This is a genomic window from Xanthomonas albilineans, assembly GCF_009931595.1.
In the GTDB taxonomy this organism is placed as follows: Bacteria; Pseudomonadota; Gammaproteobacteria; order Xanthomonadales; family Xanthomonadaceae; genus Xanthomonas_A; species Xanthomonas_A albilineans.
In genome coordinates, this window is sequence record NZ_CP046570.1 from 1,530,391 (window position 1) to 1,544,262 (window position 13,872).

6 protein-coding genes are annotated in these 13,872 nt (G+C 59.8%); all 6 read right to left on the reverse strand.

Annotated elements, in window-relative coordinates:
- Positions 1-17 precede the first annotated feature (17 nt).
- The 6 genes from XaFJ1_RS06470 to XaFJ1_RS06495 all read right to left on the reverse strand — a co-directional run bounded on the left by XaFJ1_RS06470 (position 18) and on the right by XaFJ1_RS06495 (position 13,044).
- Positions 18-812 carry a flagellar brake protein gene (locus XaFJ1_RS06470; protein WP_012915871.1) on the reverse strand — a complete coding sequence of 265 codons (795 nt, stop codon included), beginning with the start codon at positions 810-812 and terminating at the stop codon, positions 18-20.
- Positions 813-1,288: 476 nt separating this feature from the next.
- Positions 1,289-3,832: a methyl-accepting chemotaxis protein gene (locus tag XaFJ1_RS06475; RefSeq protein WP_012915872.1), complete on the reverse strand. Its 2,544-nt coding sequence runs from the start codon at positions 3,830-3,832 to the stop codon at positions 1,289-1,291.
- Positions 3,833-4,406: 574 nt separating this feature from the next.
- Positions 4,407-6,659, reverse strand: a complete 2,253-nt coding sequence (locus tag XaFJ1_RS06480; RefSeq protein WP_012915873.1) for a methyl-accepting chemotaxis protein — start codon at positions 6,657-6,659, stop codon at positions 4,407-4,409.
- Between the two features lie 377 nt (positions 6,660-7,036).
- Positions 7,037-7,801, reverse strand: a complete 765-nt coding sequence (locus XaFJ1_RS06485; protein WP_012915874.1) for a transporter — start codon at positions 7,799-7,801, stop codon at positions 7,037-7,039.
- A gap of 309 nt (positions 7,802-8,110) precedes the next feature.
- A complete protein-coding gene (locus XaFJ1_RS06490) occupies positions 8,111-10,351 on the reverse strand; it encodes a methyl-accepting chemotaxis protein (RefSeq protein ID WP_012915875.1) in 2,241 nt (746 codons plus the stop codon).
- Between the two features lie 461 nt (positions 10,352-10,812).
- Positions 10,813-13,044, reverse strand: a complete 2,232-nt coding sequence (locus XaFJ1_RS06495) for a methyl-accepting chemotaxis protein (RefSeq protein ID WP_012915876.1) — start codon at positions 13,042-13,044, stop codon at positions 10,813-10,815.
- Between the last annotated feature and the right edge of the window lie 828 nt (positions 13,045-13,872).

Genomic DNA, 13,872 nt, shown 5'->3' on the forward strand with positions numbered 1-13,872 from the left:
GGCGCGCTGCCTTGCATTCAGGGCAGCGTGCCGCTCTTGCGGGCGTTACGTTGGCGCTCGATCCGGAAAATATAACGTTGGATCGCCGCATCCGCGCCGCGGGGCAGGTCGACAAAACGCACCCCAAGCCGTAGCGTTTCCTGTCCGTTGGCCAGCTTGGAGGCATACATATTGCAGATCTCCAGGGTCAGTCGGATCGGAGGGGTGTCGGGTAACTGCAATTCGCAGCCCTTGTAGCTCTGTTGCAACTGCGGCAGCGGTTGATCCGGTGCAATGGCCACCGCGACCGCGACCGCAAGGCCGCCGTTGCTGATGTCCAGCACCCGCAGTAACAGTTCGGTTGGCGGGTTGGCATCGTCTAGGCGCAGGATGCACATCGGTGATTCGGTCACCGGTGTTTCGAGGCGGAAATGCTCGCGCCGTTGCAGGTAATAGAGCGAATCGGGCAATGCAGCGCGGAAGCCGCCGATGCCATCCAACTCCCCCCGTTCCTGCCCCTGGATGCGAAAACGCACACGCACTCTGTCCAACTGGGCGAAGCACAGCAGGTATTCGGCCTGTTCGGCGGCGTTGTTGCAGGCATCGTTGACGCTGAGATCCAGTAATAAGGTGTCCTCGTCCAGGGCCAACAGTGCGGTCGAGAAAGACTGATCGCGGCCACTGAGATGTGCGCTGACCTGGGAGCGTTGGTTGATCAAGGACTGCAACAACTGGCGGATCTGCCGCTTGTTGGTGAGCATGAAGCGATCGTCTGCTTCCTCCTCTTCCGGTGAAGACGGGGGCGGTGCATCGCTGGAAATACCTTCGGCCATGTTGGGAAGTGCGTGCTGGAGTAGAAGGGGGAGGCGCCTTTTCGGCTGCCATGGGCATGTTATCGGCTGAGTCTAGTGTTTTTGTAGATCTAGTGCTTTATCGGAGCCGTGCGGGCGGGGCATGAACATGAAGGAGGCTGCGGGCGATGCCAGGTTGGCCGTCTGGCCCTCCATCACGTGTACTGGCGCTGGCCTCCTCGCCGAGGGCGGTGCGCTGTTGGATTGCTTGGTCTTCTAATCGATTGTCTGCTTGAGCCAGCCGACTGTTGCTGCAACGCGCCGGAAATTTCGCTCACGATGTCGGTGATGAACTGCACCAGCATGTCCTGGATGTGTTCCAGAGCCGCGCTGGGGGAGTGGGCGAGTAATGGCGTTCCTGCGCCTCCAATTGCGGAAGAAAGCCTTTGTACGCCGTGGACGGGATCGACCGCGGAAATGTTCCGCAGCCGATTCGGATCAATTCACCGGCATTGTGCTCAAAAATCGCGCCATTGCGTGTCGACAATCGCAACATTGGCCGTGCTGGCCTTCATCGAAGTTGCGTGCGCTGCTCCCACGGCGGGACGCATCGGCGGCCTAGCCGGAGTCGCTTCAATCCTGAACAGCGCCACGGCCTGGCTCAGCTGCCCAGCCTGCTCTTCCATGGAGCGTGCGGCGGCTGTGGCTTCCTCGACCAGGGATGCGTTCTGTTGCGTGCTCTCGTCCATCTGCGTCACTGTCCGGTTGACCTGCTCGATGCCGGCAGATTGATCCTGCGAGGCGGCGGCAATTTCGCCCATGATGTCGGTGACGCGTTGTACCGAGGCGACGATCTCCTGCATGGTCTTGCCGGCTTGCTCGACTAGCGAGGAGCCCTCGGCGACGCGGCCGACCGAGTCGTCGATTAACCCCTTGATTTCCTTGGCGGCATTGGCCGAACGCTGAGCCAGGGTGCGTACTTCGCTTGCGACCACGGCGAAGCCGCGGCCTTGTTCGCCCGCGCGTGCTGCTTCCACTGCCGCATTCAGGGCCAGGATATTGGTCTGGAAGGCGATGCCGTCTATGACCCTGATAATGTCTGCGATTCTCCTGGACGAGGTTTCGATGCCGCTCATGGTCTGCACCACTTGGCCGACCACCACGCCGCCCTGCGAGGCCACCGAGGCGGCACCGACTGCCAACTGGTTGGCTTGCCGTGCGTTTTCCGCATTTTGCTTGACTGTGGAAGTCAACTCCTCCATCGAGGCAGCGGTTTTCTCCAGGCTGGCTGCCTGCTGCTCGGTGCGGTTGGAGAGGTCGTCGTTGCCGGTGGCGATTTCGCTGGCGGCAGCGTTGATGCTGAGCGCCGCGCTCTGGATGCGGCCGACCATTCCTGCCAACTGTGCGGTGGTGGCATTGGCATCGTCGCGCATGGTGGCGAACACACCCTGAAAATCGCCGTGCATGCGTGCGGTGAGGTTGCCGGCGGCGATCTCCTTCAGCAATTTGGACAGCGCCTGCAGGTTGCCGTCGGCGGTGCTCATCAGTTGGTTGAGGCTTTCGACCATGGCACGGAAGTCGTACTGGAAGCGCTCGGCCTCGCCGCGCACGCTGAAGTCGCCAGCTGCCGCGGCGCCTGCCAGATGCTTGATCTCCTGGTTCATGGCGGTCAGGTTCTGCTTGACCGTGTCCATGGTGTCGGTCAGGACCGCCTTCTCGCCGGGGAGGCGGTCCATGTCTTCGGACAGGTCGCCGATAGCGTAGCGGCCCATGATCTGAGCTAGGCGCATCTTGACCGCGATATGCGAGGCGGCCAGCGCATTGGTGTCGTGGACCATGCGACCGTAATCGCCGGGGAAAGCACTTTCGTCCATGCGGTAGCTGATTTGCCCGGCATCATGGCGCTTGGCCATTTCTGCCTGCGCGGCAAGAACTTCGCGCAACTGATGCTGCATGCGCTGCATGTCGGCCAGCAGTTGTCCGCTTTCGTCGCGGCTGGGAATTGTGATCTCGGCGTCCATGCGGCCTTTGGCGATATCTGCCGCTACGGCTGCGGCGCGCCGCACATTTCGCGTCAACGTGCTCAGGGTGTGTATCCCCACCGCCGCAATCAACACGGTCAGCAGGCCCAGCCCGGTGATCGCGCTCCACATCGCTCGACGCGATGCATCCAGATGCCGTTGCGATTGTTGTTGTAAGGCTTGCAAGGAGGTAACGCTCAACTCCTGCAAGGCTTCGTCCCAGCCGTGCAAGGCTTGGTTCCAATGTTGGTCGACATCGGTGGCCTTGCTGTTGAGCGCTTGCTTGAGTTCGGGTAACGCCTGCTCTGCCACGCGCGCTTCGTTCGCCGCTGCCTCGGCGAGCGCCGGATTCGGCTGTTCGAGTAGGCCGATCGCTTTCTTCAGTTCATGTTGGAAGCGTGCATGGTCGTGCTCGAGTTCTCCGATCTGTGCATGTAATAAGGCGGCATTGCCGCTTGCCTTTGACGGATCTTCCAGAGCATCCAGGCGTGTGAGCGTCTCGCTGGTATTGGGGGCATCGATCAAGCTGGCAACCACCAAGTGGTAGCTCTCCACATACGGCGTATAGACCAATTGGCTGTCGTCGCGTAGGGCATCCAAGACATCGGCCGCTTGTTGGGACACGGCAATGGCATCGTTGCGCTGCGTTTGCAGCGTTTGACCCAGAAGCGTCAGTGCCTTGGTCGTTTGCTCGAAACCTGCCATCTCGGGCACGGTGCGCTGCAGTTCGCGCAAGGACTGATCCGCGCTCTGCGCGGCTGTGTTCGCATCGGTACCGCTTCTGGTCTGTTCTGCTTGCAGCGCATCCAACAACCCCAACATCTGCCGCAGTGGCGCGTAGCTGCGCAGTTCATTGCGGCTGACTTGCACGTTCTCGTTGAGGGTGTGGGTGTAGAGCAGCAAAGGAATCGCCATGCCGAGCAGAGCCAAAATGCCGACCATGCTCAGTTTGCGGGCGATAGGAAGGTCTTTCCATGTGCGCAATAGAGGATGGCGGTCCGAGGCGATCAATGTCTTGGTCGTGGCCAGGTGTGACGTCATTGCAAGAGATCTCTGAGCTTGTATCAAGAAAAGCACATGCGATAAGCCTCAGATCACAGGCATCGCACAAGGGCCGGGATGGCCGGTTGCGTTGGCATATCCAGGCAGGTTGCGAGGGGATTCCAGCCACAGTCCGGGTGATCCGCCATCTCCATAGCGGCAGCCTGGGCGAATGTTGAACCTGTGGCGGCGACGGAGTTAATCCGTGTTAGGGGTGTCGTCGTCCACTCGATGCACATGCTCGCAGTAGGCGACGGATGTGTCGCGAGAGCATGCAAAGGCTTATGGCTGCCCGGAAGTATGATGCAAAGAGCGCGGGGCTTTTGCGTGGGGTGCCAGTGCCGAGGATCCCGTCGCCCCACTTTCTAGTCGGGCGATGGTCGCCGATGGCACGCTGTGTTGCGCAAAACCGATGCTCTACCGACATCTCATGCTGGCGTCATCCGCCACGGACGGTCGACATCGCGGGTACCGGTACGGACTGTGGAGGATGCCTGTGTTGCAGGGGGGGGTGTCGCAATCGCCGGATTGTCAGTGTGGTCGTCATGCCGACATGGCATGACGACCACCTGGATCAGAACTCATGCCAGTGCTTGTCGCTACCGGCGACCGCAACCCGCTTGGTGGGCTGATGTGCGACGCGGACAGGCAGCTTGGATGGGAGCTTGGCCGTGCGAGTGATCGTCGTGGCTGCGACGCCGTTCGGTCGGCGCGGGGCGATATCCGCCACGGCGTTGTCGATCTTGAACAGCGCTACCGTATTGGTGAGTTCCCCCGCCTGTTCTTCCATCGAACGTGCGGCGGCGCTCGCTTCCTCGACCAGGGCGGCATTCTGCTGGGTGGTCTCGTCCATCTGGGTCACGGTTTGGTTGACCTGGTCGATACCTGCCGATTGTTCCTGGGATGCAGCGGAGATTTCGCCCATGATGTCGGTGACGCGCTGTACCGAGGCGACGATTTCTTGCATGGTCTTGCCGGCTTGGTCGACCAGGGCCGAGCCTTCGGCGACGCGGCCGACCGAGTCGTCGATCAGGTCCTTGATCTCCTTGGCGGCATTGGCCGAACGCTGGGCGAGGGTACGCACTTCGCTGGCGACCACCGCGAAACCGCGGCCTTGTTCGCCGGCACGCGCGGCTTCCACCGCAGCGTTGAGCGCGAGGATATTGGTCTGGAAGGCGATGCCGTCGATGACGCTGATGATGTCGGCGATTTTCTTCGAGGAGGTCTCGATGCCATTCATCGTCTGGACCACTTGATCGACCACCGCACCGCCTTGCGAGGCCACTGAGGCGGCACCGATGGCGAGTTGGTTGGCCTGACGCGCGTTTTCGGCGTTCTGCTTGACGGTGGAGGTCAGTTCCTCCATCGAAGCTGCGGTTTCCTCCAGGCTTGCGGCCTGCTGCTCGGTGCGGCGCGACAGGTCGTCGTTGCCGGTGGCGATTTCGCTGGAGGCGGAATTGATGCTGATCGCGGCGGTCTGGATGCGGCCGACGATATCGGTCAATTGGTCGGCGGTGGTATTAGCGTCGTCGCGCATCTGGGCGAATACGCCATGGAAGTCGCCGTGCATGCGTGCGGTGAGGTCGCCGGCTGCGATGGATTGCAGCAGCGCCGAGAGCTTGCCCAGGTTGCGGTCGCTGACCTCCATCATGGCATTGAGGTCCTGCACCATCAGACGGAAATCGTGCTGGAACTGTTCGGCGTTGCCACGGGCACTGAAGTCGCCGGCGGCAGCCGCCGCCGCCAGACGCTTGATTTCGGTGTTGATTGCCAGCAGGCTGGCCTTGGCCGCATCCATGGATTCGTGCAGCACCGCACGGCTGCCTGGCAGGCGGCGGGCGTCGCGGCGCAGGTCGCCGTTGGCATATTCGTTGAGTACGGCGATGGCATCGACGATGGCATCGAGGTGCTCGAACATCATGGTGTTGATGCCCTTGCTGAGCTCGCCGTAGACGCCGGGGAAATCCACGGGCATACGGTGGCTCATGTCCTTGTCGGCATGCAGTTCGATCATGCGCGCGGTTTCTCTGGAGAAACGCTGCAACTGCTGCTGCATCGCGTCCATGGCGACCAACAGGCGGCCGGGTTCATCGCGTGCGTCGGTGGCGACGTCGTTGTCCAGGCGGCCGTTGGCGATGGCCTCGGCGGCGCGGGTGGCCCGGCTGAGCGGCTGGGTGAGGCTACGGGTGATCGCCCAGGCCAGCAGGCTGCTGACCACCAGCACGGCCACGCCACCGGCAATGAGCATGTTGCGACCGTTGGCCATCGCATGGCCCGCGTTGACGTAGGCGATTTTCATCTGCGCTTCCTGCAATTGTGCGTTTTCGCGGATCTTCGCCTGCCATGCCTGGGTGGTTGGCCGCGCGCGTTCGCTCAATAAGGTTTGCGCTTCATCATTGCGGTCTGCGATAGAAAGCGCGATCACCTGATTATTTAGCGCACGCGACGCATCGCGTCCCGCATCGATATCTGCGCGTAGCTTTACTACACGTTCGCTGTCTGCTGGGAAGGCGTCCAATTCTTTGCGCAGATCGTTATAGCGTTGGCGACTTTCTTTGATTGCGGCCAATGCCTGCTCATTGAGCTCTTCCTTGGTCACCATCGCCAACGTGCCCAGGGCGACAAGGATGCTGGAATTGGCATCGAGCATACCGTTGCTGATCCGGGACTTTTCGAAATTCACCTTCACGATGTTGTCCAATTCGCGGCGGGCATTGGACATGGACAGCAATCCGCCCGCGACCAGCAGGCACGACAACAGGATCAACAGGCCGAAAGCGCCCCCGAGCCGGTGGCCGACGTTGTAGCGTTGCAGGAGCGAATTCATAATCGACCTCTTCGTTTAACTGAAATGCCCGGGCAGTGCCCAGGTTCTGCTGCGTCCTTGCAGGTTTCGGCGGATGTGCAGCTTAGCCAGTGGGACTTGGGAACAAGTCAATGTCGTTCTTGTTCGACTCTGGCTTCCGCTCTTGTTAGTTGGTATCGGCGAGAGGTTGCCGTAATCCGATGCTACTTTGGTCGTAAGGTAATTCCCGACATCGTTTGATGCAGGTTGCGATGGCAATGCGGGTCGCCAGCGCATATCGATCTCGTCGGCGACTGCTTTGGCCGACGCTTGTTGTTGTTTTGGGGTAGTCTTGGATGCTACATCTGTAGTGTAGCCAGCTCGCCTACAGATAGGTAATTTCCATCGATGTCGCTGAATCAGAAGCGGAACGAAATACCTGTGCTAAATGTGTGATCAGGTGAGCGGTCGTTGAGGCCACGGCTGTATAGAACATCCAGTTGCATGTCCGTTGTGAGCACCCAGGCGGAGCCGACATCGAGCATGGCCATGGTGCCGCCATCGTTGCTGTGAGCGATTTGCGGGGAGGCCAATTCCACGAACGAACGGCAGCGTTCGTTCCATGCCTTGCCTAGCACCACCCCGAAAATTCCGGCGGTGTAGTGGTGTCCGTCCTCGGTTTCTGTGTGGATCACGCCGGGCATTGCCCCGATTGAAATGCTGTCGTTGAGGGACCATTCGGCGACAAGACGAAACGAGGGACGTGCGCTACTGTCACGGACGTTGCGTGCGCCGCTGGGCAGGTCCACGTGCAACAGCCAGGCTAGCGACACGTTGTCGGCATCGACGCTGGCCAGGTGATGCTTCAGCCCCAACGAAATATCGGAGAGTCCGGAGACATCGCTGCCGACGGGTACATCGATGTATTGCCAGCCGTCGGTTTCCAGGCGCAGTTCCCAGGTTCGACCGATGCCGTAGCGGAATAGGGTCGGTGTCGCGTAGCCGTCCACAGCGTTATCGCGTTCCCAGACGATGCCGGTTTCCACTTGCAGGTGGCGATCACCTACTGTGAGGCTTGATTCGACAAAATCGGGCCGATCGGTGGTGATCGGCTCTTGTTCGGCGCATGCCAGGTTGGCGATACTATATAAAGCGAGGAAGCTGGGAGCTATAATGGATTTCATTACAATCCTGTTCGTATGTCGGACGGAGCACTCTTGGAGTCGGCGGGATGGCGCCGGGAACCGGTGTTATCAGCGTTGCGCTGTCTCTTGCAGCGTCGTGCGTTAGCTCTTTGCATCGACTCTGAGCGTGATTTCTTTAATGGCTTGACGCCGACATATGGGACCGAACCGCATACGTTGGGGTGAGTAAGCCCGATGCAGACGCTTGTTGATTTCCCGACAAGCGGCGCTGTTGCCGAAAAAATGGCGGGACGCATTGTTGCGACCCGCCATCTATTCAGACTGTGTCACTTCACTCCATCGATGGGTTCAGAACTCTTGCCACTGTGCAGTGTCGGCATACGCTGTGGAGTGCGAAACGTTGCGCATCTGCGAGGTGCTGGTCGCTGCCAGCTTACGTTTGGCTGTGACCGTGCTTGGAGCGAGATACTGGACCTTTGCTGGAAGCGCAGTGGTAGTGCTCATTGTGCTATCGAGTTTGAAAAGTGCCACGGCCTGACTCAACTGGCCCGCCTGATCTTCCATTGAGCGTGCCGCAGCGGTGGCTTCCTCGACCAGCGCGGCGTTCTGCTGCGTGGCCTCGTCCATTTGGGTCACGGTCTGGTTGACCTGCTCGATGCCGGCGGACTGTTCCTGCGAGGCAGAGGAGATCTCGCTCATGATGTCGGTGACGCGCTGCACCGAGGCGACGATCTCCTGCATGGTCTTGCCGGCTTGATCGACCAGGGCGGAGCCTTCGGTAACGCGGTTGACCGAGTCGTCGATCAGTCCCTTGATTTCCTTGGCCGCATTGGCCGAGCGCTGGGCGAGGGTACGTACTTCGCTGGCGACCACGGCGAAACCGCGGCCCTGTTCGCCGGCACGCGCCGCTTCCACGGCTGCGTTGAGCGCGAGGATATTGGTCTGGAAGGCGATGCCGTCGATGACGCTGATGATGTCGGCGATTTTCTTGGACGAGGCCTCGATGCCGGTCATCGTATGCACCACCTTGCCGACCACGGCGCCGCCCTGGGATGCGACCATTGCAGCGCCTGCTGCGAGCTGATTGGCCTGCCGTGCGTGTTCAGCGTTCTGCCTGACGGTAGAGGTCAGTTCTTCCATCGAGGCGGCGGTTTCCTCCAGGCTGGCGGCCTGCTGCTCGGTGCGGTGCGACAGGTCGTCGTTGCCGGTAGCGATTTCGCTGGCGGCGGCATTGATGCTGACCGCCGCAGTCTGGATGCGGCCGACGATGGTAGCCAACTGTTCGGTAGTGGCATTGGCATCGTCGCGCATGGTCGCGAACACGCCCTGGAACTCGCCGTGCATGCGCGCTGTGAGGTCGCCAGCGGCAATGGACTGCAGCAATTTGGACAGTGCCTGCAGGTTGCCGTCGGCGGTGCTCATCAATTGGTTGAGGCTCTCGACCATGGCGCGGAAATCGTACTGGAAGCGCTCGGTCTGGCCGCGTACGCTGAAATTGCCGGCGGCCGCGGCACCGGCCAGATGCTTGATCTCCTGGTTCATGGCGGTCAGGTTCTGCTTTACCTTGTCCATGGTGTCGCTAATGACCGCCTTCTCGCCGGGGAGGCGATCCATATCGTCTGACAGGTCGCCGATGGCGTAGCGGCCCATGATTTGCACAAGGCGCATTTTGACCGCGATATGCGAGCCTGCCAGCGCGTTGCTGTCGTGGACCATGCGACCATAATCGCCTGGGAAGGCATGCTCGTCCATGCGATAGCTGATCTGTCCGGCATCGTGACGCTTGGCCATCTCGGCCTGTGCGGCGAGGACGGCCTGCAACTGGCTCTGCATCTTATCCATGCTGAGCAGTACCATGCCGGCCTCGTCCTTGCGACGCAGATCGATCGGGTTGTCGAGCTTACCGCTGGCGATGGCATCGGCCACGCCGATCGCGGTACCGAGCCGCTTGAGCAATTGCCGACGGATCAGGAGCGCCATGCTGATTGAGGCCACGATGATTAGCAAACTGCCCAACAGCACGGCCCATTTGTTCTGCGCGCGGAAAGTCACCACGGCTGCGCTGCGTTTTTCCAGCAAGCGGCGTTCTTCGTCGGAAAACGCCGCGAGCAGGCTGCGGATCGATTTCATGGCCTGGCGGTCACGGGCTTCGCGGAACACGGAGCTGATCTGCGCCGTATCGGTGGAACGCTCGCGCAAGTCGATGATCTGCTTCTCCGCAGAGACTAAGTTGTCAAACGACGTATGCAGCTGTTCCAGGCGCGCCTGCTGCCGAGGGTTGTCCGCAGTCAGGCGTTTGGCTTCGGTGAAGCTTTGTTCGAAACCGGCAAGGCCGTTGGTGAAGGGCTGCAGGTGCTGCTTGTCGCCCGACAGCAGGTAACCGCGTGCGCCGGTTTCCACGTTGAGGGCATTGCTTCTCATCATCTCCCCAGTGGCCAGCACTTTGTACGTGTGGTCGTTCATGTCGGCTGCGCTGTTGAGCGAGGAAAGACTGCTTAGACTGATCGTGCCGATGATCACCGTCACCAGAACGATGGTGCAGAAACTGAGCGCGAGTTGCGCGGAAAGACTTAGGTTCTTGAGTCTCATCGTGGTGTCTCGGAAGGTAGAGAACGTTCGGATGGTGGAGCGGCATATCGCGTGGTAATGGGGCATGCGAACAGATAACGCTCCTGACATATAGCGGCAAACTATCGATCACTTTAAATAAATTATTTTTATATATCCGATAGTTTTTGATGATCGAAAATTCCTTTTAGGCTATCCTCATCGTTAGATTTATTGTGATATATATCAATAATTTAATATTTTGATATGTGTATATGTAAATTTTATATGATGATTCTCATGTCGGCGTCGCCAGAGATGCCTTGACTAGCAAAGTGCGATGCTGGGTCGAAAAACGCATTTTCTGCGTGTGATCTATCCGCTGTGCTCGCCGCCGAGCGCATGCATTGCAAATGCTTGGCGCATAAAAAACCCCGGGAGATTGCTCTCCCGGGGTTGGACTTGCTGGCAGTGGTGCTCTTGTGTGGAGGTCCGCCTGTGGATCAGAACTCCTGCCAGGAGCTGTCACTGGTGGCGACGGCCGCCTGTTGTTTGGCGGTTTGATACGATTTACGACTGCTTGCCTTTGCGATGGGCTTGACGGTGCGGGATGCTGTCGCGACGCTGGCATGCTGGGACTGGGGCGCCACGGTGTTGTCGATCTTGAACAGCGCCACCGCATTGCTGAGTTGCCCAGCCTGCTCTTCCATCGAACGCGCTGCGGCGGTGGCTTCCTCGACCAGCGCGGCGTTCTGCTGCGTGGCCTCGTCCATTTGGGTCACGGTCTGGTTGACCTGCTCGATGCCGGCGGACTGTTCCTGCGAGGCAGAGGAGATCTCGCTCATGATGTCGGTGACGCGTTGCACCGAGGCGACGATCTCCTGCATGGTCTTGCCGGCTTGGTCGACCAGGGCCGAGCCTTCGGCGACGCGGCCGACCGAGTCGTCGATCAGTCCCTTGATTTCCTTGGCCGCATTGGCCGAGCGCTGGGCGAGGGTGCGCACCTCACTGGCGACCACGGCGAAACCGCGGCCCTGTTCACCGGCACGCGCCGCTTCCACGGCTGCGTTGAGCGCGAGGATATTGGTCTGGAAGGCGATGCCGTCGATCACGCTGATGATGTCGGCGATTTTCTTGGACGAAGCCTCGATGCCACTCATGGTCTGCACCACCTGACCGACCACTGCACCGCCCTGAGAGGCAACGCTGGCAGCGCCCGCGGCGAGCTGATTGGCCTGACGCGCGTGTTCGGCGTTCTGCTTGACGGTGGAGGTCAGCTCCTCCATCGAGGCGGCGGTTTCCTCCAGGCTTGCGGCCTGCTGCTCGGTGCGGTGCGACAGGTCGTCGTTGCCGGTGGCGATTTCGCTGGCGGCGGCATTGATGCTGACTGCCGCAGTCTGGATGCGGCCGACGATACCGGTCAACTGCTCGACAGTGGCGTTGGCATCGTCGCGCATGGTGGCGAACACACCGCGGAAGTCGCCGTGCATCCGCGTGGTGAGGTCGCCGGCGGCAATGGACTGAAGCAATTTGGACAGCGCCTGCAGGTTGCCATCGGCAGTGGCCATCAACTGGTTGAGGCTCTCCACCATGGCGCGGAAATCGTATTGGAAGCGTTCGGCTTCGCCACGCACGCTGAAGTCGCCTGCGGCAGCTGCGTCGGCGAGTTGCTTGATCTCGCGGTTCATGGCGGTCAGGTTCTGCTTGACCGTGTCCATGGTCTCGGTCAGGACCGCCTTTTCGCCGGGCAGGCGATCCATGTCTTCGGAGAGGTCGCCGATGGCATAGCGGCCCATGATCTGCGCCAAGCGCAGCGTGACCGCGATATGCGAGGCGACCAGCGCATTGCTGTCGCGGACCATGCGGCCGTAATCGCCCGGGAAGGTGCCTTCTTCCATGCGGTAGCTGGTCTGACCGGCGTCATGACGCTTGGCCATCTCGGTTTGTGCCGCGATGACCGCCTGCAACTGGCTCTGCATCTTGTGCATGCTGACCAGCAGCACGCCGGCCTCGTCCTTGGTTTGGGTATCGATCGGGTTATCGAGCTTGCCCCCCGCGATGGAATCGGCGACAACGATCGCGGCGCCAAGCCGGTTCAGCAGCCGGCGACGGATCAAGACCGCCAGGCCGATCGAGGCCAGGATCACGAACAGACTGCCGAGCATGATGGCCCACTTGCTCTCCGCGCGTACGGAAACCAATGTCGAGCTGCGCTCGACGAGAAGGTTTTCCTCTTCGGCGATGAAATCGGCAAGCATCTTGCGGATCGTAGTCATTGCCACGCGGTCGCGGGCCTCTGCAAACAGGCTGGCGATTTTTTCTTTGTCGTCGGTGCTTTCGCGCACCGCGATGATCTCTTTCTCAACCGCGATGAGTTGTTTGAACGACTTTCCCAGCTGTTCCAGGCGCGCCTGTTGGCTAGGGTTGTCGGTGGTGAGCTTCATGGCTTCGTCGAATTTCTTCTCGAAGACCTCCCGGCTTGGCTCAAACGACTGAATGTGCGACTTGTCACCAGACAGCAGGTAGCCACGCGAACCTGTTTCGATATTGAGCGCGTTGATCTGCATCACTTCGCCGGTCGACAGGATCTTATAGCTCAGATCGTTCATGTCGGTAGCATGATTGATCGTGGACAGGCTGCTCATGTTGATTGTGCCGATGACCAGCATTACCAGAACGATGGCCGCGAAGCTCAGTGCGAGCAGCGCGGAAAGGCTGAAGTTTTTAAGCTTCATTGTGGAGTTCCTATGTCGGGGAGAGTTCGGTGCGCATGCATGGCGCATCGGCGTCATACTCCAGGCATCACGGCTAGTGATTGCAAGGTGTTTCTACGTCGATGCGGTTTGGCTGATGTCGTCAAAAAGGAGGGGTCTTCATGCGGTGAATTGGTGTTTGATCGGTGCCTGCATTGGTTTGCGCCTCACTCTTCATTGAAGTCGATGCGCGAGAATCGCATGACTCTACATAGCGGCATCGCAGTGATTTTCTTGATCGCTGCGATTTCTTTCTTTAATCATGTGATTTTTGTGTGATGAATATTTTGTGTTTGAATTCGTGGCGATGCCTTCACATGGCGGGCTTTCATGTGGTTGCAGGCGATCAATCGCGGTAGCCTGCGCCGTCACCGTGTTTTCCGTGACTTTTCTTCGTGGCTAAAAGTGTGGTGGTTGCATCGATGGATTCAGAATTCTTGCCAACGCATTTCTCTGGCAACTGCGGTGCTTCCACTTGACGCCGTTTGCCTGGAGGCAGGACGCTGCGGTAGGGGAGCAGGTTCTTAGCCACGACTGGAACAGTGTTTGCTGCGGATTGCTCGATTTTGAACAGTGCTAGCGTATTGGTGAATTGCAGGCCGCGCGCGTTCGCTCAGCAGGGTTTGCGCTTCGGCTAGGAAATTCTTCGTAATGCAGGCGACTTGCCTTGATTTCGGCCAATGCTGGTGGATTGAGTTCTGGTCTTGTCACCATCGCCAAGGTGCCCATGGCGATCAGGGTAGCGTTGCAGAGACGAATTCATTTGGTGCCCTCTTGATGAAAGAGATGGGGGATGACGTAGGTTCTACG

What these genes read in the sequence shown, in the direction of transcription:
- XaFJ1_RS06470 (WP_012915871.1), bottom strand. Translation starts at nt 812, where the DNA reads ATGGCCGAAGGTATTTCCAGCGATGCACCGCCCCCGTCTTCACCGGAA.
- XaFJ1_RS06475 (WP_012915872.1), bottom strand. Translation starts at nt 3,832, where the DNA reads ATGACGTCACACCTGGCCACGACCAAGACATTGATCGCCTCGGACCGC.
- XaFJ1_RS06480 (WP_012915873.1), bottom strand. Translation starts at nt 6,659, where the DNA reads ATGAATTCGCTCCTGCAACGCTACAACGTCGGCCACCGGCTCGGGGGC.
- XaFJ1_RS06485 (WP_012915874.1), bottom strand. Translation starts at nt 7,801, where the DNA reads ATGAAATCCATTATAGCTCCCAGCTTCCTCGCTTTATATAGTATCGCC.
- XaFJ1_RS06490 (WP_012915875.1), bottom strand. Translation starts at nt 10,351, where the DNA reads ATGAGACTCAAGAACCTAAGTCTTTCCGCGCAACTCGCGCTCAGTTTC.
- XaFJ1_RS06495 (WP_012915876.1), bottom strand. Translation starts at nt 13,044, where the DNA reads ATGAAGCTTAAAAACTTCAGCCTTTCCGCGCTGCTCGCACTGAGCTTC.